Raw genomic sequence first — 25,417 nt, forward strand, 5'->3', positions numbered from 1 at the left:
CTATCTCCCACCAGTCTTTCTTAAGACTACGGTGAAGAGACTACATCTAAAAAATTTATTTACTGTTTAATACTCAATTTTTAGAGCTTTCGCTCATTTTGTTCATTAATCTGCGGATCTCAGCATTTACACGCTGACACATCGAACCATTTCCCACTGACTGATAACGATCAGCCTGATAACGCAACATCGCTAAAGTACGCATACTTTTTTCGTTTTCTCTCATCATCATAATTTTACTCATTTAAGTTCTCCACGCTTGGAGAACGATTAATAATAACTAAACCTAAACTTTCTCTTTCTTTTTGTTTACAATGCAAAGATAAGTATTTTATTTGAATTTATGCTGTAAAACATACATAATATTTCCTATTTAACTGTATTTAGGTTTTGATTAAATACTTTCTGCCTCGACTTTTCTAAACAACAGTAGTCAATTCACCTGTAATAGAGTCTATTACAAAGCCCCGAACCGTTATATCTTTCGGAATCAGCGGATGTTTTTGTACCTGAGCCACTGTTTCGCGAACGGAACCCTCCGGAGTGTCGAACCCGCGCAACCAGGATTTGAAGTCTATGCCGCAATAACGCATCATATCGATATGTTCGGAAGGGATGCCCCGCTTTTTCATCACTTCGATCATCTGTTCACTATCCATGTGCTTGGCTCCGCAATCGGTATGGCCGATAATCATGACTTCATTCACACCCAATTCGTAAATAGCGACCAGCAGACTCCGGATCACACTTCCGAAAGGATGGGAAATAATTGCACCCGCATTCTTGATGATCTTGACATCACCGTTCTTTATGCCTAAAGCTGCCGGCAACAACTCCGTGAGACGCGTGTCCATACAAGACACAATCGCAATTTTCTTATCAGGATACTTATTGGTGATAAACCGTTCGTATCCTTTGTTCTTTACAAATTCACGATTATATTTCAATAACTCGTCTATCATAACTACCTTATTTATATAGGAAACAATTTAAAATCAAATAACGTTGAAATGTTTCAACGCATTGTATATACCATTCTCGTCAACAGAGGTCGTCACATAACCGGCTGCATCCATGACTTCTTTCGCCGCATTCCCCATGGCAATCCCGATACCGACATGGCTAAGCATTTGAATATCATTTCCGCCATCGCCAAAAGCCATGCATTCATCCAGCCCGATATGAAAGTGTTCCAACATCTTATCGATCCCGACCCGCTTGCTGCTCCCAAACGGTACGATATCCGTAAACAATGGATTCCATCGTGTGGACTCACAATGTGACAGAACTTTCATTATGCGCTTTTCCTGCTCTTGCGTGAAGAAAGCGATCAACTGGTAGACTGTCTTTCCTATTATATCTTCGATCGGACGGATAGGAGGCGCAGGGAAATTCAGCAGATGGAAAACATCATTGACAGCCTTGTCCGTATAGTTCATGAAAGCCTCGTGTTCCTGTACGAATGCACAGGGGAATTCCTCTTCTTTTTCCTGATAACGCACCAGGGCTTCGATATCCTTATCGGGAATGCTGTGTTTATAGATGACATCGTCCTTTCCGGCAAATACATAGCCGCCGTTTAGCGTCACATAGCCATCGAACTCAAGATCTCCCAGATTATTAATAGAACTGCGATGGCGACCGGTTGCTATAAATACTTTTATACCCTTCTTCTTCAGCAACTCGATTGCATGAAGGGTGGATTTCGGGACAACATGTGTTTTAAAGCTGACCAACGTCCCATCGATATCAAAAAATACTGCTTTAATCATAACCTAAACTCATTACCTATTTAAAACCTCAGGCAAAGGTAAGAATAAATACGGATTTCCAAAGATCGTATAAAATTACTATATTTGAACGCTGAAACATTTTATTTAAAAACATGAAGACACATCTCTACTTATTGACAATACTATTGATATCCGCTCCGTCTGTTTTTGCGCAGGAAGTTGAAAAAGAAACCGCCCCCGGACAGGAACCGACGCTGGTCGAACGGCTCACGGGAGGGAAAAAAGTGATCGAAAGCGCAGAAATGAATTTCCAGCTTTTTACTTCGGCAAACGCGAATTTCACCGGTTCCGATTTCGACGGCATGAACTTCAAACTGAATCGTGTCCGGTTGGAAATAAAAGGGGATGTATGGAAAAGTCTTTCCTATCATTACCGGCAGTCGTTCAATAAATATTCGGACCCTTATTCACTGGATAACCTCTCGTCCTCGCTCGAATTGGCTTATGTCAACCTGAAAGTGCATGACAAGTTCGGCTTTACGATCGGCAAGCAGTTTGTCAATTTCGGAGGATACGAATATTTTGTCAATTCGATAAAAGTCCGTGAATTCAGTGAGTTCAATAACTTGTTGACCTGCTATCAGGCAGGTATTTCAGGCAACTGGCAGATCAACCCGGACCAGGAACTTTGTTTCCAGATCGTGAACAACCGGAGCGGACAGGACGACGAAATCTATCCGACCGGATTGCCGGAGAACACACGGGAGGCAAAAGTGCCTTTCATGTACACGGTAAACTGGAACAGTTATTATTTCGACCGTGTGCTGCAACTTCGCTATGCTGCCTCTATGGGACAGCAGACACAAAAACGTTATTCCTATTATTTAACCTGTGGCAACACGATCGAGAAAGGACCGCTACTGACTTACCTGGACATTATGTACACCCGGCAGGGACTGGACCAGCACGGCGTTATCAGCCGCCTACCGGAAACAGCCCAGACCGCTTGCAACACCGAGTATCTATCTATCATCGCCGATGTCGACTACCGGATTCATCCGCGCTGGAATGTCTATGTGAAGGGTGCATACGAAACCGGGCGGGTATACAAAGCGAACGGACCGTTTGCCAAAGGCATGTACCGCCGTTCCTGGAATGCACAGAGCAGCCTCGAATTTTTCCCGATCAAGAACAGCGATCTCTTTATCTTCCTCCTTTACACCTATCGCGGCGTGAAACTCGAAAAAGCAGCCTTGGATATGGGGGCGGTCGATCCCGACACGCACCGTATTTCGTTAGGACTGGTCTATTCGATTCCGGTATTTTAAACCTTTCCGGATCCCTGTTCTTTATATATCTTCGTAAAAACATGAATTCCCGGAAATGAGATCGCCCCGCTTTCTCTTAGGATGACCGATACAGTCTGTTTTAAATCATTCAAATAAAACCGATCCTACCAAGTTATACCGGAAGCTTTTATTATCATACACATCCAAGCCTCTTATCTTGACACCGATCAGTGTCGAACGGTATAAATTCTCCACGTCGAGAACATTGTATTTCTCCTTCGGCAGTTCCATATATTTATCCAGAGGCTGTAAATAGACAACCGTATATACCAACGGACTGACATAACCATTCTGCCCGGTTCCCCTGCTCCGCTTCTCATACTTTTCCGCATCGTCCATGCTCACAGGAATAAAAAACGCCTGATCCGGATTAACCGGCATAAAGTTGAAGCCGTTGAAAGGAATACACTGTTTGGGAGAACTGCCCGAACGTGTCGGATAGGACAATGGATAGCCCTTATGGTCGAAATCATAACCTTTATGGTTGTTATTTATCTTTATGAAATAGGTTTTCGTAAAATCAAAATCAGCCATTCCCTTTTCCAGGCGAGCCTGATATTCCTCTTTCAGTTTACGAAATTTAAACTGGTCGCGCCGGCATTCTTGTCCCAATTCCTTATCGACGGCATTGATATAATTCAAAACCACCTTATCGTCTATCGGCAACTTGTTGACACGGACACAGCAGATAAACATTTGCTCAAGCGTCATTTCCTCGCATTTTATAACAGGTTCGGGCATATTCACGACGATCTCGCCTTGTTCGATCGCACGGTCAATCTCCACGAACAACTTCTTTTCGGGGGCTTTCTCACTTTCCAGGGCAAACACGACTGCTTTGTTCAGGAACATATTCTTATCTTCCGGACGGATAATCTCACGGATTGTCGCTTTGGAGAAAGGCAAATCTTTTCCACTGAACGCTTCGTACCGGACTTTGCCATAAGTATCCGTATACGCATACTTCAAATGGCTATACTTTGTCGAACTCAGATAAAAATCTCCGAGGGTAAGCACATCACCGGTTTTGAACGTATCGCCACTATATGTTTCATACGATTCCTGCGCATAAACAGGGAAGAAGAGGAAGGATAAGCAAAAAAGAAGGCATAAAAAATGTTTCATATTCATTAGATTAGTTGGACCTTTATTCCGTTAGAATGCGACAAAGATATACTTTTTCCAAGATATGAAACAAATGATATTACAATAAATAGACATTATAACCCCGCCATGGGCGGGGGCGATTCGGTTTACCACATTACCGATATCGTGCATGAAACCGGTAATACGGGCCAGTTCTGCCGAAAAACCAGAAAGACATGGATTTCATGTCACAAAAGCCTTTTGCCGATCTTTCATGAAATAAAAAAAGCGGAACCTCCTTTCAGAGACTCCGCTTTCTATTTTATTCGGGTGAAAAAGGATTTCCACCCTTAGACGATCATGATCAAATTATTCTTCTACGCCCCAGTTTTCAGCAGCCATACGTTTGTAGCTACGCAGACGCCATTTAGCGTTTTCTTCTGCGGCAGCAAACAATTCGGCAGCTTCTGCCGGATATTGTTTTGCAACAGATGCGAAACGAACTTCACCTTTCAGGAAGTCCTGGAACTTGCTCCAATCCGGTTCTTTGGAATCCAGCGTGAACGGGTTCTTGCCTTCGGCTTCCAAAGCAGGATTGTAGCGCCACAAGTGCCAGTAACCACATGCAACAGCTTCTTTTTCTTCAGCCTGAGATTTACCCATACCTTTCTTCAAACCGTGGTTGATACAAGGAGCATAAGCGATGATCAAAGAAGGGCCGTCGTATGCTTCGGCTTCGCGGATAGCCTTCAAGGTCTGAGCCTGGTCTGCACCCATAGCGATCTGGGCTACATAAACGTAGCCGTAAGTTGTAGCCATCATACCCAGGTCTTTCTTGCGGACTCTCTTACCGGCAGCAGCAAACTTGGCGATTGCACCGACCGGAGTAGCCTTTGAAGACTGACCACCAGTGTTTGAATAAACTTCAGTATCCAGAACCAGGATATTCACGTTCTTACCGGAAGCGATCACATGGTCCAGACCACCGTAACCGATATCGTAAGAAGCACCGTCACCACCGATAATCCACTGTGAACGTTTCACCAGGAAGTGGGACAATTCCTTGATCTGAGCGCAAACCGGACAACCGGCAGCGATACCTTCTTCAACAAAAGCAAGGATCTGAGGAGCCAATTCCTTTGTCTTATCGGCATCGTTTTGGTTGGCAACCCATGCAGCAGCAGCTTCCTTAGCTTCAGCAGGAGCATGTTCGCCGGCAGCGAGCTGGTTCATCAAACCTGTCAAACGTTCGCGCATCTTTTCGTTAGCCAGTTCCATACCCAAACCGAATTCGCAGAAGTCTTCGAACAGAGAGTTAGCCCATGCAGGACCTTCACCCTTTTCGTTCGTCGTGTACGGCGTAGAAGGAACGGAACCTGAATAGATGGAAGAACATCCCGTTGCGTTAGCAACCATTTCACGGTCACCGAACAACTGAGTGATCAATTTCACATACGGAGTCTCACCACAACCGGAGCAAGCGCCGGAGAACTCGAACAACGGAGTAGCGAACTGAGAGTTCTTAACGTTAGATTTAACGTCTACCAAATTCTGCTTAGAACTTACGTTAGCCACGCAGTACGCCCAGTTGTCAGCTTCAGCCAACTGACCTTCCAGCGGAGCCATAGCCAATGCCTTGTTGCCCTTGAATCCCGGACAGATATCGGCACAGTTACCGCAACCCAGACAGTCGAGAACGTCAACCTGCATACGGAACTTCATGCCCTTCATTGTAGCCGGAGCTTTCACATCCAGCATCGGGAAGTTTGCACCCTTCTGTTCTTCGTCATTCAGCACGAACGGACGGATAGAAGCGTGAGGACAAACATAAGCACACTGGTTACACTGGATACAGTTTGCTTCATTCCAAACCGGAACGAATGCAGCTACGCCGCGTTTTTCATATTTGGCAGTACCCTGATACCAAGTACCGTCTTCGATGCCCTTGAAAGCAGAAACCTTCAGCAAGTCGCCATCCTGTGCGTTGATAGGACGAACCACTTCGTTGATGAATGCAGGATCGTTGTTTGCAACCTCTTCGTCATCCGGCAGGTTAGCCCATGCAGGATCAACAGTCAACTGGTTGTATTCGCCACCACGGTCAACAGCTGCATAGTTCTTGTTTACAACGTCTTCACCCTTCTTACCGTAAGACTTCACGATGAATTTCTTCATCTGTTCGATAGCCAGATCAACAGGTATTACGCCTGTGATACGGAAGAATGCAGACTGCAGGATTGTATTGGTACGGTTACCCAAACCGATTTCCAATGCGATCTGTGTAGCGTTGATATAATAAACCGTGATATTTTTCTGAGCGAAATAACGTTTTACGCGGTTAGGCAGATGTTTTGCCAGTTCTTCGCCATTCCAAACCGTATTCAGCAGGAATGTACCGTTTTCACGCAAACCACGAGTCACATCGTACATGCGCAGATAAGCCTGAACATGGCAAGCTACGAAATTCGGCGTATTAACCAAATAGGTAGAGCGGATAGGCGTATCACCGAAACGCAGGTGAGAACAAGTGAAACCACCTGATTTCTTGGAGTCGTAAGAGAAGTATGCCTGACAGTGTTTGTTTGTATTATCACCGATAATCTTTACTGAGTTCTTGTTGGCGCCTACAGTACCGTCTGCACCCAAACCGTAAAACTTAGCTTCGAACATGCCTTCGCCACCCAAAGCGATTTCCTCTTTCTGAGGCAGAGAAGTGAAGGTTACGTCATCCACGATACCGATCGTGAATTGGTTCTTCGGCATCGGCAATGCCAGGTTTTCATATACGGAAAGGATCTGTGCAGGAGTCGTGTCCTTAGAACCCAAACCATAACGGCCGCCAACGATAACCGGAGCATCTTCCTGGCCATAGTAGCAGTCTTTTACATCCAGATACAGAGGTTCGCCTACTGCACCAGGTTCTTTTGTACGGTCCAGAACAGCAATACGCTTAGCAGTCTTAGGAACGGCTGCCAGGAAGTGCTTGGCCGAGAACGGACGATACAGGTGAACAGAAACCAAACCTACTTTTTCACCCTTAGCCGTCAGATAGTCGATAGCTTCGCGTGCAGCTTCCGTTACAGAACCCATTGCGATGATTACGCGTTCTGCATCCTCAGCTCCGTAGTAATCGAACAAACCATATTTACGGCCTGTGATCTTGGAGATTTCGTTCATATATTCTTCTACGATAGCAGGAACTGCATCATAGTAAGAGTTGCTCGATTCTCTGTGCTGGAAGAAGTGGTCAGGGTTTTCAGCCATACCGCGTGCAACCGGATTTTTCGGGTTCAAGGCACGTGCGCGGAATTCAGCCAGAGCCTTCTGGTCGATCAGCGGAGCCAGGTCTTCATTTTCCAATGCTTCGATCTTCTGGATTTCGTGAGATGTACGGAAACCGTCGAAGAAGTTCATAAACGGAACACGGGATTTGATTGTAGCCAAGTGGGCAACACCTGCCAAATCCATAACTTCCTGTACAGAACCTTCAGCCAACATGGCGAAACCTGTCTGACGGGCAGACATTACGTCCTGATGGTCACCGAAGATACACAGTGCATGAGAAGCCAATGTACGTGCAGATACATGGAATACGCAAGGCAGCAATTCACCTGCGATCTTGTACATGTTCGGGATCATCAGCAACAGACCCTGAGAAGCCGTGTAAGTCGTAGTCAGTGCACCAGCCTGCAATGAACCGTGAACTGCACCGGCAGCACCGCCTTCAGATTGCATTTCCTGCACCATTACAGTTTCGCCGAAAATATTCTTACGTCCGGCAGCCGCCCATTCATCTACATATTCTGCCATTGTAGATGACGGAGTGATGGGGTAAATCGCAGCAACTTCACTGAACATATAGGAAATATGTGCAGCAGCCTGGTTACCATCACAGGTTAAAAATTTCTTCTGTTTTGTCATAGACTCTTACTATTAGTATTTAAAAAGATTTCAATATAAAAAGCCGAAAAGCCAAAGCGGGATCATGTTATCCTCTCCTACTTCGACCTTATCGATAGCATAATACAGATCAGGATTGTTTTTCACTTTCATGTTTTCTTCAATCCTGAAGTTATACATTCCATTGACTAAGAAATGTGCGTTCTTCCCTCCCTCATTCAATTTATTGTCCTTCAAAAGCTGGTTATAAAAGAATGATTCGCGGACAGACTGCATGTTCACTTCCATCGGCCGGATGGGATACATCAGATTGGAGTTGTACATATACACTTTAGACGGTTTTTTAGGGAACGACTCTCCCACCGGATAAAGCATGTTCATCAAACGGGCATCGGTCAGGTATTTGATATAGTTCATCACGGTGGCCCGCGAAGTTTCTATATCTTTGCTCAACTGGCTTACATTGGGGGTACAAGGAGCGCTTGTCGCCAACAAATAAAGCAGTTTGCGCAGTTTTGGCAGATAGCTTTGTTCGATTTGTTTTATGTATAACACGTCTACTTCCAACATCATATTCATGGTCTTCAGCAGGTTCTCCGAGAAATTGCGTTTCTCCAAAAAGAACGGATAGAAACCATGATGCAGATAGTCCTGAAAGTATGCCATCGGTTTCCCCACCGAGCAGATACCTTTCGCTATCTCTTGATGGTTAGCCAATATTTCTTCAAATGTATAAGCCGGAAAACTGTTTCCGGACATCAGATTAAAAAACTCCCGGAATGAAAAACCTCGCAGGTTATACGAAACCACCTTGCCTGACAGGTCGGGATTTTCCTCTTTCAACCGCATGACGGACGAACCGGAAAAAATGATCTTCAAGTCGGTGAAGTTATCGTAACAATAGCGGAGTTCTTTCGACCATCCCGAATATTTGAACACTTGATCGATCAGCAGCACTTTTCCCCCTTTTGCCCTGAATTCAGAAGCAAAATCGACCAACGTACGTTCCGTGAAATAAAAATGATTCAGATTTATGTAAAGACATTCCTTATTGTCCGCGCCAAAATGCTCACGGGCATAATCCAGCAGAAAAGTCGTCTTTCCCACTCCGCGGGACCCCTTTATGCCGATCAACCGGTCGTTCCAGTCGATCTCATCCATCAGCCCTCTGCGAACCGGCGAATACAAGTGTTCTACCAGGTATTTATGTGTCTTAAAGAATGCTTCCACCTTTTCAATTGATAATTAACAATGGACAATTGACAATTCATCCACCGTATTAAACGGCGACAAATATAAAGATTCTTTCTCATATTGCAATACCGAGTTTGCAATTTCGACAAAAAATCTCCACTCCAAATTATCAATTGCCCATTTTCCTGTTGTTAATTATTCAATTATTGTGATCCAATTATACGTGTCCGGCTCGTCACCATACTGGATAGCACGCAGTTTATTGTATAGTTTTTCGCAAACAGGCCCCGGTTTGCCGTCTTTTGCAATCACATAAGACTTATTGATATCCAGGTCGTCGATCTGTGAAATCGGAGCGATAACCGCGGCTGTTCCGCACTCGGCAGCTTCGTCGAACGTAGCGATTTCTTCTACCGGAACCGGGCGGCGTTCTACTGTCAGGCCCATATCGGTTGCCAACTGTTGCAAACTCTTGTTCGTGATGGAAGGCAGGATAGAGTGAGACTGCGGAGTGATGTAGTTGTTACCGCGGATTCCGAAGAAGTTGGCCGGACCGCATTCGTCCAGGTATTTCTTTTCTTTCGGGTCCAAATATAAAACAGCGGCATAACCCAGTTCGTGAGCCTTTTCGCCCGCAACGAGGCTGGCTGCATAGTTTCCACCGACTTTGATCGTACCGGTTCCCTGAGGGGCAGCACGGTCGTAATCGCGCATGATACATACCTTGGAAGGTTTGAAACCACCCTTGAAGTACGGTCCTACCGGCGTCACAAACACCATGAACATATATTCGGGAGCCGGCTTCACACCCACCTGGGCCCCCAAGCCGATCATCAACGGACGGATATATAGAGCAGCCCCGCTTTCATAAGGCGGAACAAAACGTTCGTTCAGTTTTACAACCTTGCGGACAGCTTCCTCGAACTTCTCAACGGGCAACTCGGCCATTTTTATACCACGACTGGAAGATTGCATACGTTTACCGTTCTCATCCATACGGAACACACGGATCTTGCCGTCTTTCCCCTTGAACGCCTTCAATCCTTCAAACGACTCCTGTCCATAATGCAAACATGTGGCAGCCATATGAATATTGATGATCTCGGAAGAACTTACTTCCAGTTCGCCCCATTTACCATCCCGATAGTAACACCGTACATTATAGTCTGTCTTCATATAACCGAATGACAGATCAGACCAATTAATATTTTCCATATCTTATTTCAAATTAGATTACTGACAGGCAAAGGTATTAATAAAAAATGAAAAACAGCCGCCGTCGCCTTATTTAATCCTGCAGGAAAATAATCGCGCAGGTTGTCGCAGTATGCGTGTCATGCGCCAAGTATATTGCCACATTTCCACCTTATTGTATTTCATGCCACAAAAGCCATTGGTTCAAATCGAAACTACTACCCCATATAATTCGATTTTCTACCCTATATAATCCAAATCACCCGCAAGGGTAATATTTTTTAACAAACACCCATTTTTACACAAGTTTAAATATCAACAACTTACAACAAATCACATTTCAAGGGGGGGATATTGTATTTTTCAACATTCTTGCCATCCGGTAAAACCGGCAAATTTCTTTTCTCCATAAAAAGAAGAACAACATGATATTCAGGGCAATATTCGAATAAACAAAGCAAAGTGACAAACTTTACTGTTTTTTTACGTACATTTGTCACCCGAAATAAAAACAATAGCATGAAAGTAATCGATCTGATCAACAGCAGCAAGAGCACAGCTTTTTCATTTGAAATACTTCCTCCTCTGAAAGGAAACAGCATACAGAAAGTATATAATGTCATTGACAAGCTGATCGAATTCGATCCCAAATACATTAATATAACGTCTCATCACAGCGAATATATTTATAAGACCTTGCCGGATGGCAGTTTCCAGAAAGTGAATATCCGCAAACGTCCCGGATCGGTAGCCATTGCTTCGGCCATCCAGAATAAATATGGCGTAACGGCTGTTCCCCATATTATATGTAAAGGATTTACAAAGGATGAAACGGAATATGCGCTGATCGACCTGAACTTTTTAGGCGTTTACGACCTGTTGTTGCTCCGTGGGGATGTCAAGACGCTGGAAGCCGGACAAAAAACAGACGTTTATCACGAACACGCGACCGACCTCCAAAAGCAGGTGAATGACTTCAACAAAGGAATTGCCGTCGACGGATCTACTTTCGAAGCCAATGAAACCCCGTTCTCCTACGGAATGGCTTGCTATCCGGAAAAGCATGAAGAGGCGCCCAATATGGAATCGGATATTTTCTATCTGAAAGAGAAGGTAAAGAACGGTGCGGATTATCTGGTGACACAGATGTTTTTCGACAACGAGAAATATTATGCATTCGTAGACCGTTGCCGGGCGGAAGGCATTACGGTCCCCATCATTCCGGGTATCAAGCCGATCGTATTCAAGAACCAGCTTACCGTGCTGCCTAAGATATTCCGTTCGGACATCCCCGAACCGTTCGCAACGGAGCTTCGCAAATGCAAGACGGACGATGAAGCTAAAGCCGTCGGTGTCGAATGGTGCATCCAGCAATGCAAAGACTTGATTGCACACGGCGTTCCGAGCCTGCATTTCTATACGATGATGGCGTCGGAGAGCGTTTACAAGGTGGCAAAAGAGGTGTATTAAACACGAACATTTCATTTCATGGGCATGAAACTATATTTCCCTGCCCATGAAACTATGTTTCCATGCCGAAGAAACTATATTTTCAAGCAATCGTAATCTCCCCGATCAGCGAACAATTCAGATGTTCCTTTACTTCATCCGGCGTCATACCGTGCCCGAACAGGAACATCAGTTTGGCAACCGCACATTCGGTCGTGCTGTCGTAACCGCTCACCACGCCGGCTTGCAACAATTTGCGACCGGTTTCATAGCGGTGCATTTCCACGCTCCCGGCAAGGCATTGGGTGACATTGACAATGACAATCCCCCGTTCGACCGCATCCTTCAACATTTCCAGCAACCAGTCATATCCGGGCGCATTCCCGCTACCGAATGTTTCCATCACGACGCCTTTCAAGCCGGGAATATTCAGGATGCTTTCCACAACTTGCGGAGAAATTCCGGGAAATATTTTCAGGATAGCAATATTCCGGTCCAATAGGTAATGCGGTTTAAGCGGTTTTCTGGATACCGGGTGGTAAATCTGGGGAATATCATATTTGATCGAAATGCCGGCATGTGCCAACGGAGGATAATTATAGGAACGGAACGCATTGAAATTATCTGCATTCGTCTTGCTGGTACGATTGCCGCGCAACAGGTCGTTCTCAAAGAAAATACAGACTTCAGGAACCAGCGGCATATCGTTTTCACGGGCAGCGGCAATCTCTATCGCCGTAATCAGATTTTCCTTCCCATCCGTACGAAGCATGCCGATCGGGAGCTGCGAACCGGTCAGGATCACCGGCTTACTCAGGTTTTCCAGCATAAAGCTCAAAGCGGAAGCGGTAAATGCCATCGTATCGGTCCCATGCAGAACGACAAAGCCGTCGTAATCATGATAATGTTCCGCAATGGCATGCACGATCTTCATCCATGAATCCGGCCCCATCTCCGATGAATCCATCGGCGGGTCGAATTGAATGGACGATATTTTATATCCAAGATTTTTCAGTTCGGGAACATGTTCCTCCAAATGTTCGAAGTTAAAGGCTTCCAAAGAGCCTGTCTCAGGATTTTCTATCATTCCGATAGTGCCTCCCGTATATATAATCAGAATAGAAGCGTCATTTTTGCATACATTCATAATACAATCCCTATTTATGTGATTTTCCTTTTTACGGTGCAAAGATAATAACTATCATTTTGAAATCAAATATCGAAATAGAATAATTAAAATTCATTTAAAAGCTAACATAGCAAGAATACAAACGAACAAAATATTACATTTTGTCAATTACACAAAAGTAAATCACCGCTCCCGTTTTTATTGACCAAGCAATAAAAACGGGCAAAACGTCAAAAACCATACAACAAAATGAAAAAAAGTTTGTTATTGGATAGGGGTTTTTCCAAACATCTTAGTCTTATCGACGAAATAATAAGTTTTACGAAGATGAAATACATACTGTTTATTGCAATGGATCTGGCATTATATCCTTTTTTGCTTATGCTTTTTATTGGTAAATGCATTAAAGAGAAAATACAGATCGCACATTAATATGAGGTTTCTTATTTCCCCGATTATTCGTACCTTTGCTCTATCAACTCAATAAGGAGCAACATGTACTTCAAGGATATTATCGGTCAGGAAGAAATAAAAAAACGACTTATACATTCGGCACAGACAGGTGTCGTCCCGCATGCCCAGCTATTCACGGAACAGGGCGGTGCAGGCGCTTTTCCTCTTGCACTGGCTTACGCACGTTATCTGAACTGTACGAACCGGACGGAAACGGACTCATGCGGGCATTGTCCGTCATGCCTGAAGTATAACGAGTTGGCCCACCCGGACCTTCATTTCGTGTTCCCGATCGTTTCCAAGAAGGATAAGAAAAAAGATGTCTGCGACGATTACCTCACCGAATGGAGAGGTTTCCTGAAAGACCGTCCCTATTTCGATATAGACGGCTGGCTGGATTATATCGATGCCGGCAACTCACAAGCTCTGATCTACTCGAAAGAGAGCGACGAGATTATCCGGAAACTGAGCCTTAAGATATACGAAGCGACTTACCGCATCCTGTTGGTATGGCTACCGGAAAAACTTCATCAGACCTGTGCCAACAAACTCCTGAAGATCATCGAAGAACCTCCCCGGAACACGGTGATCCTGATGGTATCGGAACTTCCCGATCTGGTTTTAGGGACGATCCTGTCCCGTGCGCAACGTATCAACGTGCGTGGCATTCATCCGGAAGATATCGCCGCCTCCATGATTTCCCGGTTCAACCTGACTCCCGAAGACGCCAAGCATGTCGCCCATCTGGCAAACGGCAGTTATCTGAAAGCGGTCGAGGCAATCAGCCTGGGGGAAGAGAACAAGTTCTACCTGGAACAGTTCAAAGGCATGATGCGCAACTCCTGGGCGCGTAATGTCAGAGGCATGAAAGACATGGCAGACGTGTTGGCAAGTATCGGGCGTGAACGGCAGAAGAACTTTCTTTCTTATTGCCAGCATCTGATACGCGAGAACTTCATGTACCGGTTCCAGTCGCCGGAACTCAATTATATGAATATGGACGAAGCCGGTTTTGCCGTGAAGTTCGCCCCTTTCATCAATGAACGGAATGTGATCGACATCATGGACGAACTGGCAAAAGCGGAACGGCATGTGGCACAGAATGTAAATGCCAAGATGATCTTTTTCGATCTTTCTCTACGGCTTACCGTACTGATAAAACGATAATTGCCAGATCACCGATCATAGCTTTTTATTCCGCCAGTTCCCTTTCCAGAGATAGAAGAAAGCGGACAGGATCATCAGATCATAGACATGCTCTGTTGTCCAGCAGGCCGCTACATCCGCATGCATCCGGATACCGACCCAGAGTGCATAGAAAACATAAACAAAGATACTTGCCATGTCTATCAGCAAGGCCGTCTGCGTGTTCCCCGTTCCAGAGACACTAAAGAAAAAGATAAAGGCCGGAACCGCGATCAGGTAAGAAGAAAGCATCACCCAAAGGGACGACACAGAGCTGACGATCAGATCCGGATTATCCGTGTAGATGCGCAATACCAGTTCCGGGAACAGGGCGATCAGAATAGCGAGCGGCAAAACAAAATAATAGCAAATCCGTACCATACGCCCGCACAATCCCATCACTTGTTCCGACTTTCCCGCACCAATCAGATTGCTGACCAGCGAACTGGAGGTCGAAGCAAAGGCATTGACAAACATAAACAGGAACGAAGAAATGCTTCGCACCACATTCGTAATTGCCAACAGCCGCTCTCCCTGATGCTCCATCACGACAAAGAACACGAACCAGCCTAAAAAAGCAATCCCGTGCTGAATCATAATCCAGATAGAAACTCCCAATATTTGCCTCAACATCCGGAAATCTATACCCGAATACTCAAACAACCCGTATTTCTTATAATCGACTTTCTTCCACGTATAAAGAATGAAGAACAGCACCGAAACAGCTTCCGAGATCGATGAAGCGATCGCCGCTCCGGCAATCCCCAACGCCGGCAACCCGAACTTCCCGAATATCAGGACATAGTTCAGCATTACATTGGTCAACACCATCACGACCGAGTTTATGGTCAGGATTTTTGTCTTTGTAATACCGACATAAAAAGCCCTGAACATAACGGCCACAAAGGAGAAGAAAAAGCCATAGACACGCCAGTCCACATACTTCATCGTAGCCTGGTAGACATCATCGGAACCGATCAGTTTGCGCAGAAAGAAAGGTGAATACAGATGCGAAGCCGTAAACAGCAACGCGGCAAGCAGCAACAGGAAAAACGTCCCCTGCAGGAAAACCGGCCCGATCCGTTTATATTCCTGTGCACCGTTTCGCCGGGCTATCAACACTTGCGCACCGATACTGAAACCGAAGCCGAGCATATAAATCACGAGATAATAGACTCCCGCCAATGCCGACGCTCCCAACTCGACTTCCCCCACCCGCCCCAAGTAGGCCGTATCGGTCAACCCGATCATGTGCTCCATCAGGAGACTCATCAAAACGGGGAATGTTATTTGTAGAATTTGTTTGTTTGTGAATTGCATATTGCCTGATAAAAAGGGGTGCAAAGATAATAATAAGAATGGATTGCACAATATAACCGGACGACATTCGTTTTTATGAAAATAATAATATACTTATGAAAGCGAAATTATTGCTGATATTCTCCCTGTCGTTTTACCTTTTCAGTTGTAACGGACAGAATACCCATATCCCGGCGGCTATCACTTCGGCTGCACCGGTCAAAATCAACCGTTTCGACAAGGAGCTTTTGAAGCTGGTCGAAACGAACGACTCCACCCTGCAAACCGGGCTTGTCCGCGAATATCCACAAATGCTCGACATATTGGGAAAAGGCATCCTGAACATGAAGTCTCCGGCAATGCCCGGTTTCTTTGACAAACTGGTCAACTATTATTCCGAACCGACTTTGAAAGGATTGTACACCGATGCCGTCCGCCAATATGAAGATGTGTCCCAGATCGAGCAAGCGCTCGGCAACGGTTTCGCATGGCTGAAAACCTGCTTCCCGTCGATGCAGATTCCGGCAATCTATATGCACGTTTCCGGCTTCAACCAGAATGTACTGGTCGGCGACAGCCTGTTGTCTATCTCGATAGATAAATATTTAGGCGAAGGATATCCGTTGTACCAGGATTTCTTCTATGATTTCCAGCGCCGGTTGATGACACCTGAACATATTGTCCCCGATTACCTTGCCGGTTGGCTGATGTCCGAATATCCGTTTGAAGGAAAAGAAAACGTACTGCTCGACCGGATGATCTATGAAGGTAAAATAAAATATCTGATTCACCAGGCATTTCCCGAACTGGCTCCCGAAGCACTCATGGGCTACACGGAAACTTCCTATAACTGGTGCAAAGAGAATGAATCCAACCTGTGGAAGGCTATCATAGAGCGCAAGCATCTTTATACGCCCGACCAGATGACGACAGGTAAATATTTCGATAACGTCCCCGGCACATTCCTGGCAAGCGACGCTCCCGGCAATCTCGGCAGTTGGCTCGGTTGGCAGATTATCGACAAATATATGAAAGAAACGAATTCGACTCCGGAAGCCCTGATGCAAAACAACGATAGCCAGGCCATCCTGACCGAATCGAAATACAAGCCCTAAAGACTACAGGGTATATAAAAAAGAAAACCGTCCTATTCTCGCGAACTGGACGGATAACCTAATCTAACTTAATTCTAATACCATGAAAAACACTATATCTTAATAACAGGAGCGGTATCAAAAAGTTTAACGGAGCGGTTTATTTTTATTTCTTTCACAAAATAATGATCGTGCGAGATCAACAACACCGTTCCTCTATAACTCTTTATAGCCGCTGTTATTATTTCAACACTTCGAATGTCCAGATTGTTCGTCGGTTCGTCTAAAATAAATACATCCGGTGTATTATTCCCGATCATAAGGCAACAGAACAGCAAACGGATCTTCTCGCCTCCACTCAGGCACGTGCACGGCTTGTCCCATGTCCCGTAAGGAAACAAATAACGGTTGAGAATGGATTTCAGTTCATGTTCCGCCAAATTTCCGGTATTAAAACGTTCCGTCTGTTCAAACACGCTCAGCCGAGGATCGATCACGGAACACTCCTGATCGATATAAAGGTAGCTGAAACCAGCCCGCATAATCGTTCCGGCAGTCGGTTCCAATTCGCCTAACAATAGTTTGACCAGGGTTGTTTTCCCGCTCCCGTTATTACCGGAAATATGAATACGGTCTCCACTCCTGACTTGTATATCCAACGGAAACTGCCATAAGCAGGAAGCAGTATAACCGAAATTAATGTGCTCCGCCGTTATCAGAATTTTACCGGTATGCAGGTTGGAAGAATTAAAGTCCGTCTGAAGTCCCCGCAAACCGGGCATCGCATCCTGAAGTTCGGCAATCGAGTTTTGCAGGGACGCCATTTTCTCATCATGGACATCGCCCAACCTAACTGTACTTTTCTCGGCTTTATCTTTCAATGTATTTATTGCCATACGCGAAATACCTTTCTTGAAAGCAAACTTTTCGCTGCGGGCATTCATCTTATTTTTCCGTTCCATTACTTCGCGAGCCACCTTACGGGCTTGTCGCAACTCCTTTTCCTTCTCTCCCAACCGGTTCTGCAAAGCTGTCAACGCCAATTCTTTCTGTTCCTTATAAAAATCGTAATTACCTCCATAAACGGTAATGGCATTTCTCTCAAGTTCACAAATACAGGGTAACAGGTTCAGTAGTGTCCGGTCATGGCTGACAATCAGCATGGTCGAACGTCCGCCCCGAACCATCTCATACAGTTTTTCCCGGCTGGAAACATCCAGATGATTCGTCGGTTCGTCCATCAGAATAATTTCCGGCGCATGTACAAGAATACCGGAAAGGAACACCTTCGTCTTTTCCCCTCCACTCAACAAGCACATCGGCTGGGACAGTTGCAGATGCCCCAAATTCCAGAAGGCAAGTGCCGAAAGGCAACGTTCCTCCACATTCCAGTCGTCATTCAGGCAGGTAAAGTTCTCTACCGAAGTATCACCTTCAAAAATGGCATGGAGCGCCCTTATCCGGTCGCCAACCCGCAGGGCTTCCGCCACTGTCAGGCATTCGAACTGTCCGAAATGTTGCGGGATGTAATAAGGGCGTGAAGAACAGATAACCTCTCCCGAAGAAGGTTTCAGGCTCCCTTCAATGATACGCAGCAAAGTCGATTTGCCCGTACCGTTATTGCCGACCAGCGCAAGACGCTGTCCTTTATTGACTGTCAGGTTTATGTTCTGAAAAAGAGATTCTTTGTCGGCATGAACATAGCATAGCTGATGTACGGATATGCACATAGTTTTCTTTGGATTAAAAAAATACAAACTAAAAAGGATAAATCACAAACGTGCCGAAGGATGGCACTGGATAAGGCCGGACTAAACAATTGACAATCGAAAATGGACAATTGGCAATTATATCGATAAGATATTTATGATATGTAGAAACCGGCTTACTTGGATAATTTCATCGGAGTACTTATATAATTATGCCGCAAAGATAATCCTTTTTCCAATATTATCACATACTTCATAAAATAGATTCGGACAGATGTATCAAAACACCGGTGTTTTGAAAAGGGAATCCATTATTATAATAAACTTCATGCCTCTATGAACGGTTATATATGTAGCATAACATAAAATTTAAAAGCTATGGGGTTTTTATGGTACATTATCATAGGTATAGTAGCCGGCTTTCTTGCCGGTAAAATCATGCGGGGCGGTGGCTTCGGAGTAATAATCAATCTGATTTTGGGAATAGTCGGCGGCGTATTAGGCGGCTGGGTATTCGGATTGTTCGGAATTGCGGCTTCCGGCATTATCGGCAGCCTGATTACGGCAACGGTCGGAGCCATTCTGGTGTTATGGATCGCTTCGCTGTTTAATAAGCGAGATGTAGATTAGCAGCAACAGAACATATAGGGTAACGCAGACTTGCTCAATTGCAATATCTGCGTTACCCTATTCTTTTTTGCTATTTACGGCTGGAAGGAGGATTCAATTCTTTTATCGTATATACAAGGAAATAACATCCGTCCGGGACTGTTTTAAAGCGAAAACTATCCAGATTCACAATCGTTCTGCCACCAGCAATCTGTATATTTTTAAAGACTTTCCGGTCGATTCTTTTTCCTTTATCGTTTTTCAGTTCGATAGCAAGATCGACTGTTCTGGGCTGTCCCAAGTTGAACAGCACCGGAGAAATACGATCGGCCGGACCATATACGACATCGACATTACCACTACCCGCCCAGATCGGCTGGAAAACGGATTGGTTGGCATAATAGGCAAGTTTGGGAACACCGAACGGATCAGTCAACGGCTTCTGATACGTGAACATATTCGATCCCGATTCGAGGCTGCACCAGGAAAAACCGTCATAGCCGATCAAAATCTGTTTCTTCATAGACTCCCAAGCAGCGAAAGCTTGGAATGCCTGGCTGATTCTCCACTCCGAAGCATCGAGAAGGCGGCCGATACTACCTTTCTCATACTCCCATTCATAGGATTGGACCTCGAACCACGGCTCCTTTTCCGCCAACGTCCAGTTCGGTTGTGCGGCGGATTCTTCATGTTCGAAGTTAAAATAAGCCTTATCGTTTGCAGCCAGACAAGAAGCGGCCCATTTGTTAGGAGCTTTTCTGAGGGCTGTCCATTTAGCCCCGTAACCGGTATAGGCGTCCTGGCTTCCGCGAGTCATCAGCTTTTCCATCAAAACAGGATTAGGAACGATCGGGTTACCCTCCTTGTCGAGCGAACCGTCGTAATTGCCATAGTGCATATGCTGCCAGAAAGAGGTCGGTGAGATCAGGCGGCTGGTATCTACGGCACTCAAAGTCCTGTAACCCCTTGTCACAAAATCATGCGAATCGGATATGTCGTGTAGTTTGAAGCGGTTCGGGTGATTGCTTGCCTCCCACATGACGATAGACGGATGGTTGTAGACCTGGCGCATGAACTTCGGATAGCCTTCAAAATCGACATTCCAAGCTTCCCCTTCCCTAATCCAGGCGGCAGTCTGCCAAAGAAGATAGACTCCCAACTGGTCCGCATATTCGGCATAACGGGGATCGTTGATACCGTCTGTCGTGTCTTTTTCGGCATGAATATGCAGGCGCAACAGGTTTCCATTCATTTCCTTGATCATCATCAGGTCTTTTGCAATCGTTTCGTCGGACACGCACTTATAGTTTTTCGACATCGTTTCGACCGGATATCTCGAACCCAGTATCTGGGCGCCTTTCAGTATTTCAGGCCGGTTATTGACATACAGGTCCCCGTCTTTCTGGGAAATGGTACGGATACCGGTCGTCAACATATAATCGTCTATCTCGCGGCCTTCCTTATCACGCAAGATCACTTCTACCCGATACAGATTCGGACTCTCAGGAGTCCATAAGGCAGGGTTTTCAACAGGCATTTCCAATACGATCTCGTTATCGACAGACGGACGGACCTCGACATTTCGTTTCACGGTAGCGACCTTCTCTCCTTCCACCGGGAACCAGGGATAATAGTTGACTTCGACACTTCCCTCAAAAACATAAACGCCGGAATATTGCAAAAGCACCCTGTTGACCTGCCGGGCTGTTCCGTCAAGCGATCCGGTATGCGCAAAGACATCCTTAATCATACAACGATTCGTCAGGATCAATGTCGCACGCCCCAGGAACCAACCGATATACGGATCGGATGGGGAGTGCAGCATCCGATGATCCGCCTTATAAGGTTTTACACGGACAGCAATGATATTCTCCTGATTCCGTTGCAGATACTCCGTCACATCCAGATCATACGGATGCCGGTTGTTAATTACGGCAACAGGCTGTCCATTTATCCAAACTTCACCGCCGGGGTCTATTGTTTCCAGCTTGAGTACGGCACGCTCGAAGTCGGCGAGGCGAATCTTTTTCCGCAGATAATAGCTCTCTTCCTTTTCCCGCAAGCCGCCATGAGATGATGGCAGCGTGACCTGTTCCCAGGCACTATCGTCATAGTCAAGCGATTGCCAGCCCTGCATCGGCAGCACGTCGTTAAAGTTTTCGTTGACAAGCAAGGAGGAAAAATAAGGAGTATGTTTATTTGTCCGGTCTTCTACAAAGTTAAAGAGGGAGATATCGTCTATCTCCGTTTTTCCTTCCGAGCGGATCACAATTTTGTCTATCTCACGGATGTCTGTCTCTCCCATCGGACAGACGACCGACTTGCCGTTTGCCGTCACAAAAAAGCGATTGTTTGGAAAGTCTCCGTATATTTCCAAGTTTAGGGAAGTGCCCGCTTCATAACGACCGCTTTCTTTATTCACTCCCGACAAGAGAGATAAAACCTGATTCGCCAGACGGACAGATATCAGGGACTTCTCTTCATTATTAAAGGAAACCGTACATCCGGCCTCCAAATTCTTTATATCCAAATGTAATCGGAAACGCCAGCGAATAGGCTCCAGATTTTTTTCGACAGTACAATCACTCAGGGTCAGACATCCTTTCTCTACTGTTGCGCCATTGGTTGCCGACCAGTCAGCAAAGTTTCTTTTCCTTTCCTCTTCCTTTCCGGCACGATACCCATAAGCACGCCAGTCGGACAACCGGAGTGTTTGCCGGACATTGGTCAACGGTTGTGGCTTTATCCGATCGACAGCCTTTTGTAAATCGCCATCATCAATGAGTGGCACGTCCAATCCGGGATTACCATAGAACCCGGAAGCAAAGGAGGCATATTTACTCAGAAAATCAATCCGTTGATCGAGAGACATCCATTCGGTCTCCCCACAGAAATCGGTTTCACCATCCGCCTTTGCATCGGAAGTTATGTACCGCATCTCAAAAGTAGAAGTAACACCCTGTGCCCCTGCATTAGAGGCTATCAGGGTACTTAAAAGCACCCAAAAAGCTATGTTCTTCATAATATATTATAATTTTCCGGTTCTTTAATTTCCAGCCAAAATCTTTATTTCAGTATCACTAACACCCCGACCGGTCCATGTGCACCCAATACAAGTGCCTGTTCGATATCGGCTGTTTTGGAGGGGCCTGAGATGAAAGCGCCGAAATCGTACGTCATGTTTTCCGTCCGTTTATAGGCTTCGTGCATGTTGTTCACGATCGAATTGCGGTCTATCAGCATGACCAGGCTGTTGGAGATAAAATACAATGCCTTATGCTTCACCTGGCGGGTAATCCAGACAGCGCCGTTCTCGGCTACACCGAAATGGCCTTCCACGACGGCAAGGTCGGTATTGTCCAACTCACGGGGATCGTCGAGGTCGTCCGGGTTGAAGGTGGCACAGGCAATGCCGGGGAGGTTGGAGGCGATACGGGTCGCATCGGGGAAATGTTGGCGGATAATCTCGTTGATATCGTCACCGGGCTGCATCAGGACGGCTTGTCCTCCGGCTGCTTTCAGGGAGTCGGCGAACCGGGCGACTTTATCTTCATAGGCGATGGCATCCAGCGTCAGTTCCGGCATCTCGTAACGTTTGCCGGTGTGGCGGCGGATAGCGGATAATATATCGTTTTTGCTACTCATTGTCGTATTATTTTAAGGGCGAGCATACCTCGCCCCTACATTATTTTATCTTGTTACTTTTCCACATTTCGTTGAACGACTGCTTGGCAAAGGCTGGCAGTTCACGCCCCTTGCCCCATGCATTCAGAGAGTTGTAGATCATAAAACGAGGCATCTTATTGACTACCGGGGCAAACTTCAAAGCCGTATTGAACAACTTCGGGCGTTCCATCAGGAACTTCATGCCGCCGGACATGATCTTTTTCTCCGTGCTCGCTTTTCCGATCTTATCCAAATCCTGACGCCAGCGGTAGATCTGTTCGCCGAGGTCTATCTTCACCGGGCAGACATTCGAGCAAGAGAGGCACAGCGAGCAGGCGGAAACATTGTCCGAATACTTCACCGGATCTTTCAGCATCCCTAAGTTGATCCCGATCGGGCCGGGTATAAAATAGGTATAGGAATAACCGCCACTACGACGATAAACCGGACAGGTATTCATACACTCGCCGCAACGGATGCAGTTCAGGGTACGGATATGGTCAGGACGCGCCAGGATATCACTGCGGCCGTTATCGACGATAATGATATGGAACTCACCCCCTTCTTTCGGTCTGCAATAGTGGGAGGTGTAGGAAGTAATCGGCTGTCCCGTGCCGGAGCGTGCCAGCAGGCGGGTGAAGACACCTAACGACTCCCGGTCCGGAACGATCTTCTCCATTCCGAACGTCGCGATGTGGACTTTCGGGAAAGAGGTTCCCATATCGGCATTTCCTTCGTTGGTGCAGACCACTATCTCGCCGGTCGAAGCTACGGCAAAGTTAGCTCCCGTCATGGCGACATCGGCTGTCAGGAACTTCTCACGCATATTCTTACGGACGGCATGCGTCAGATAGGTCGGGTCGGAGTTGCCTTTTTCCGTACCTAACACGCGCTCCATCATCTCGCCTACTTCCTGCCGCTTGATATGGATAGCGGGCATCACGATATGGCTGGGGTGAAGTTTCATCCATTGGAGGATGCGTTCACCGAGGTCGCTCTCGATAATATCGTAACCTTTTCCGAACAGGTAATCGTTCATGCCGCACTCTTCGGTCAACATGGATTTGCTCTTTATCAGCGTATGCGCCTTGTGTTGTTGCAGGATTTCATCGACAATCGCATTATGTTCCGCCGCGTCTTTCGCCCAATGGACGATCGCCCCGTTGGCCGTGGCGTTCCTTTCGAATTCCTCCAAAAGAGTATCCAGATGGCTGTTCGAATAGAGTTTGATATCACTGGCCAGTTCGCGCAAGCGTTCCCATTCGGGAAGCGAATGGCTCATTTTATCCCGTTTGGCACGAACCATCCAGAGGGTTTCGTCGTGCCAGGCTTCCTGCTTGCGGTTCTCGATGAAGCGGGCAGCTGCTTTTGAATGTTTCGTGCTCATAATCCGGAAGCTAATATTTCAACAATATGAATCGTTTTGATCGGAAGGTTGTCACGTTTGATCACGCCTTCCATATGCATCAGGCAGGAACTGTCGGCTCCCGTGATGTACTCGGCTCCCGTGTTCATGTGATCCTTCACCTTGTCTTGTCCCATGCAAACGGACACTTCGGGTTCCTCAACCGCAAACATACCACCGAAACCGCAACACTCGTCGATACGTTTCGGTTCGAATATCTCGATGCCTTTCACCAAGGAAAGGAGATCGCGCAACTTGGAGAAATACGGGATATTCCGTTCGCTCGGAGAAGAGAGATGCAACTCGCGCACGCCGTGACAGCTATTGTGAATGCTCACCTTGTGGGGAAATTCGGCTTTCAGTTCTTTGACCTTCACTATATCGTGCAGGAACTCGCAGATATCATAAATCTTCTTGCTGTTCATACACACATGCCCGGCCTTTTCCAGAATGCCGGGATGATTTTCCTTAACGAAAGCTACGCAACTGGCGGAAGGCCCAACCACATAATCGTACGAACGGAACAATTCTTCCATCCGCAGCGCCAACCCTGCCGATTCATGCTCGAACCCGGCATTCGCCATCGGCTGGCCGCAACAAGTCTGGTCTAACGGATAATCCACGTCCAACCCGAGACTTTTCAATAATTTATAGGAAGCAACACCAACTTCCGGATATACCGCATTGATATAACAGGGGATAAATAATCCTATCTTCATATTGGTTTATTTTAATTACCACAAATGTAATAATTATTTCTGTTACTTTTGGCTTGATCCAAAAGTAACCAAAAGATCAAGGCTTAACCGTCCAGGCTACTTCGGGCAAAAACTACGCTGTCGCCTGCGAAACTCGCTTCGCTCAGGCAGCGCAGGCTCCGGACGCTTCGTCTTTACCCTCCGCTTCACGCCCGTCCGCTTAGCCCTTTCTTAGAAAGCTCCGCTTTCTCTTGGGATTGCCGAT

19 protein-coding genes are annotated in these 25,417 nt (G+C 46.1%); 5 read left to right on the forward strand and 14 right to left on the reverse strand.

Annotation, left to right across the window (positions count from 1 at the left end):
• Nucleotides 1–73: 73 nt before the first annotated feature.
• The 3 genes from H8S65_RS09335 to H8S65_RS09345 form a co-directional block, all read right to left on the reverse strand.
• A complete protein-coding gene (locus tag H8S65_RS09335) occupies nt 74–232 on the reverse strand; it encodes a hypothetical protein (RefSeq protein WP_186929721.1) in 159 nt (52 codons plus the stop codon).
• Between the two features lie 187 nt (nt 233–419).
• A complete protein-coding gene (locus tag H8S65_RS09340) occupies nt 420–962 on the reverse strand; it encodes a beta-class carbonic anhydrase (protein ID WP_186929722.1) in 543 nt (180 codons plus the stop codon).
• A 33-nt stretch (nt 963–995) separates the two neighbouring features.
• Nucleotides 996–1,772 carry a Cof-type HAD-IIB family hydrolase gene (locus H8S65_RS09345; RefSeq protein WP_186929723.1) on the reverse strand — a complete coding sequence of 259 codons (777 nt, stop codon included), beginning with the start codon at nt 1,770–1,772 and terminating at the stop codon, nt 996–998.
• Nucleotides 1,773–1,885: 113 nt separating this feature from the next.
• On the opposite strand from H8S65_RS09345, the gene H8S65_RS09350 reads away from it, so the two are divergent.
• Entirely contained in the window at nt 1,886–3,061 is a 1,176-nt protein-coding gene (locus tag H8S65_RS09350; RefSeq protein WP_186929724.1) for a porin, read from the forward strand.
• Between the two features lie 105 nt (nt 3,062–3,166).
• Here the strand turns inward: H8S65_RS09350 and H8S65_RS09355 are convergent, their stop codons facing one another.
• The 4 genes from H8S65_RS09355 to H8S65_RS09370 all read right to left on the reverse strand — a co-directional run bounded on the left by H8S65_RS09355 (nt 3,167) and on the right by H8S65_RS09370 (nt 10,477).
• Nucleotides 3,167–4,207 carry a DUF4852 domain-containing protein gene (locus H8S65_RS09355; protein WP_255489133.1) on the reverse strand — a complete coding sequence of 347 codons (1,041 nt, stop codon included), beginning with the start codon at nt 4,205–4,207 and terminating at the stop codon, nt 3,167–3,169.
• A gap of 330 nt (nt 4,208–4,537) precedes the next feature.
• Complete coding sequence (gene nifJ, locus H8S65_RS09360; protein WP_186929726.1) at nt 4,538–8,089, reverse strand: pyruvate:ferredoxin (flavodoxin) oxidoreductase; 3,552 nt, start codon at nt 8,087–8,089, stop codon at nt 4,538–4,540.
• A 30-nt stretch (nt 8,090–8,119) separates the two neighbouring features.
• Entirely contained in the window at nt 8,120–9,298 is a 1,179-nt protein-coding gene (locus H8S65_RS09365; RefSeq protein WP_186929727.1) for an ATP-binding protein, read from the reverse strand.
• Between the two features lie 159 nt (nt 9,299–9,457).
• Nucleotides 9,458–10,477 carry a branched-chain amino acid aminotransferase gene (locus H8S65_RS09370; RefSeq protein WP_186929728.1) on the reverse strand — a complete coding sequence of 340 codons (1,020 nt, stop codon included), beginning with the start codon at nt 10,475–10,477 and terminating at the stop codon, nt 9,458–9,460.
• 498 nt (nt 10,478–10,975) lie between these two features.
• Between H8S65_RS09370 and metF the strand changes: the two genes are divergently transcribed.
• Nucleotides 10,976–11,926: a methylenetetrahydrofolate reductase [NAD(P)H] gene (gene metF, locus H8S65_RS09375; protein ID WP_186929729.1), complete on the forward strand. Its 951-nt coding sequence runs from the start codon at nt 10,976–10,978 to the stop codon at nt 11,924–11,926.
• Between the two features lie 82 nt (nt 11,927–12,008).
• Here metF and H8S65_RS09380 read toward each other — a convergent pair whose 3' ends face one another.
• Complete coding sequence (locus H8S65_RS09380) at nt 12,009–13,052, reverse strand: asparaginase (RefSeq protein WP_186929730.1); 1,044 nt, start codon at nt 13,050–13,052, stop codon at nt 12,009–12,011.
• A gap of 477 nt (nt 13,053–13,529) precedes the next feature.
• Between H8S65_RS09380 and H8S65_RS09385 the strand changes: the two genes are divergently transcribed.
• Complete coding sequence (locus tag H8S65_RS09385; RefSeq protein WP_186929731.1) at nt 13,530–14,654, forward strand: DNA polymerase III subunit; 1,125 nt, start codon at nt 13,530–13,532, stop codon at nt 14,652–14,654.
• A gap of 15 nt (nt 14,655–14,669) precedes the next feature.
• Here the strand turns inward: H8S65_RS09385 and H8S65_RS09390 are convergent, their stop codons facing one another.
• Entirely contained in the window at nt 14,670–15,992 is a 1,323-nt protein-coding gene (locus H8S65_RS09390) for an MATE family efflux transporter (protein ID WP_186929732.1), read from the reverse strand.
• Between the two features lie 95 nt (nt 15,993–16,087).
• Here H8S65_RS09390 and gldB point away from each other — a divergent pair, with 95 nt between their 5' ends.
• Nucleotides 16,088–17,086 (forward strand): gliding motility lipoprotein GldB, encoded by a 999-nt coding sequence (gldB, locus tag H8S65_RS09395; RefSeq protein WP_186929733.1) that lies wholly within the window; start codon nt 16,088–16,090, stop codon nt 17,084–17,086.
• 92 nt (nt 17,087–17,178) lie between these two features.
• Here gldB and H8S65_RS09400 read toward each other — a convergent pair whose 3' ends face one another.
• The gene (locus H8S65_RS09400) at nt 17,179–18,795 is read right to left on the reverse strand and encodes an ABC-F family ATP-binding cassette domain-containing protein (protein ID WP_186929734.1); all 1,617 of its coding nucleotides are present in this window, start codon (nt 18,793–18,795) and stop codon (nt 17,179–17,181) included.
• Nucleotides 18,796–19,152: 357 nt separating this feature from the next.
• Here H8S65_RS09400 and H8S65_RS09405 point away from each other — a divergent pair, with 357 nt between their 5' ends.
• Nucleotides 19,153–19,404: a GlsB/YeaQ/YmgE family stress response membrane protein gene (locus H8S65_RS09405; RefSeq protein ID WP_186929735.1), complete on the forward strand. Its 252-nt coding sequence runs from the start codon at nt 19,153–19,155 to the stop codon at nt 19,402–19,404.
• A gap of 70 nt (nt 19,405–19,474) precedes the next feature.
• On the opposite strand, the gene H8S65_RS09410 is transcribed toward H8S65_RS09405, so the two are convergent.
• Genes H8S65_RS09410 through H8S65_RS09425 form a run of 4 tightly spaced genes read right to left on the reverse strand, consistent with a single transcriptional unit; the run spans nt 19,475 to nt 25,173 of the window.
• A complete protein-coding gene (locus tag H8S65_RS09410; RefSeq protein ID WP_186929736.1) occupies nt 19,475–22,405 on the reverse strand; it encodes a glycoside hydrolase family 2 protein in 2,931 nt (976 codons plus the stop codon).
• Nucleotides 22,406–22,449: 44 nt separating this feature from the next.
• Nucleotides 22,450–23,028 carry a LutC/YkgG family protein gene (locus H8S65_RS09415; RefSeq protein ID WP_186929737.1) on the reverse strand — a complete coding sequence of 193 codons (579 nt, stop codon included), beginning with the start codon at nt 23,026–23,028 and terminating at the stop codon, nt 22,450–22,452.
• A 40-nt stretch (nt 23,029–23,068) separates the two neighbouring features.
• A complete protein-coding gene (locus H8S65_RS09420) occupies nt 23,069–24,436 on the reverse strand; it encodes a lactate utilization protein B (protein ID WP_186929738.1) in 1,368 nt (455 codons plus the stop codon).
• Nucleotides 24,433–25,173 carry a (Fe-S)-binding protein gene (locus tag H8S65_RS09425; RefSeq protein WP_186929739.1) on the reverse strand — a complete coding sequence of 247 codons (741 nt, stop codon included), beginning with the start codon at nt 25,171–25,173 and terminating at the stop codon, nt 24,433–24,435. The genes H8S65_RS09420 and H8S65_RS09425 overlap by 4 nt, the downstream gene beginning before the upstream one ends.
• Nucleotides 25,174–25,417: the final 244 nt, after the last annotated feature.

Origin of the sequence: Parabacteroides hominis, from assembly GCF_014287585.1 — a bacterium.
Classification (GTDB): domain Bacteria; phylum Bacteroidota; class Bacteroidia; order Bacteroidales; family Tannerellaceae; genus Parabacteroides; species Parabacteroides hominis.

What these genes read in the sequence shown, in the direction of transcription:
- gldB (WP_186929733.1), top strand. Translation starts at nt 16,088, where the DNA reads ATGAAAGCGAAATTATTGCTGATATTCTCCCTGTCGTTTTACCTTTTC.
- metF (WP_186929729.1), top strand. Translation starts at nt 10,976, where the DNA reads ATGAAAGTAATCGATCTGATCAACAGCAGCAAGAGCACAGCTTTTTCA.
- H8S65_RS09335 (WP_186929721.1), bottom strand. Translation starts at nt 232, where the DNA reads ATGATGATGAGAGAAAACGAAAAAAGTATGCGTACTTTAGCGATGTTG.
- H8S65_RS09410 (WP_186929736.1), bottom strand. Translation starts at nt 22,405, where the DNA reads ATGAAGAACATAGCTTTTTGGGTGCTTTTAAGTACCCTGATAGCCTCT.
- H8S65_RS09355 (WP_255489133.1), bottom strand. Translation starts at nt 4,207, where the DNA reads ATGAAACATTTTTTATGCCTTCTTTTTTGCTTATCCTTCCTCTTCTTC.
- H8S65_RS09385 (WP_186929731.1), top strand. Translation starts at nt 13,530, where the DNA reads ATGTACTTCAAGGATATTATCGGTCAGGAAGAAATAAAAAAACGACTT.
- H8S65_RS09350 (WP_186929724.1), top strand. Translation starts at nt 1,886, where the DNA reads ATGAAGACACATCTCTACTTATTGACAATACTATTGATATCCGCTCCG.
- H8S65_RS09420 (WP_186929738.1), bottom strand. Translation starts at nt 24,436, where the DNA reads ATGAGCACGAAACATTCAAAAGCAGCTGCCCGCTTCATCGAGAACCGC.
- H8S65_RS09390 (WP_186929732.1), bottom strand. Translation starts at nt 15,992, where the DNA reads ATGCAATTCACAAACAAACAAATTCTACAAATAACATTCCCCGTTTTG.
- nifJ (WP_186929726.1), bottom strand. Translation starts at nt 8,089, where the DNA reads ATGACAAAACAGAAGAAATTTTTAACCTGTGATGGTAACCAGGCTGCT.
- H8S65_RS09340 (WP_186929722.1), bottom strand. Translation starts at nt 962, where the DNA reads ATGATAGACGAGTTATTGAAATATAATCGTGAATTTGTAAAGAACAAA.
- H8S65_RS09415 (WP_186929737.1), bottom strand. Translation starts at nt 23,028, where the DNA reads ATGAGTAGCAAAAACGATATATTATCCGCTATCCGCCGCCACACCGGC.
- H8S65_RS09425 (WP_186929739.1), bottom strand. Translation starts at nt 25,173, where the DNA reads ATGAAGATAGGATTATTTATCCCCTGTTATATCAATGCGGTATATCCG.
- H8S65_RS09370 (WP_186929728.1), bottom strand. Translation starts at nt 10,477, where the DNA reads ATGGAAAATATTAATTGGTCTGATCTGTCATTCGGTTATATGAAGACA.
- H8S65_RS09380 (WP_186929730.1), bottom strand. Translation starts at nt 13,052, where the DNA reads ATGAATGTATGCAAAAATGACGCTTCTATTCTGATTATATATACGGGA.
- H8S65_RS09400 (WP_186929734.1), bottom strand. Translation starts at nt 18,795, where the DNA reads ATGTGCATATCCGTACATCAGCTATGCTATGTTCATGCCGACAAAGAA.
- H8S65_RS09345 (WP_186929723.1), bottom strand. Translation starts at nt 1,772, where the DNA reads ATGATTAAAGCAGTATTTTTTGATATCGATGGGACGTTGGTCAGCTTT.
- H8S65_RS09405 (WP_186929735.1), top strand. Translation starts at nt 19,153, where the DNA reads ATGGGGTTTTTATGGTACATTATCATAGGTATAGTAGCCGGCTTTCTT.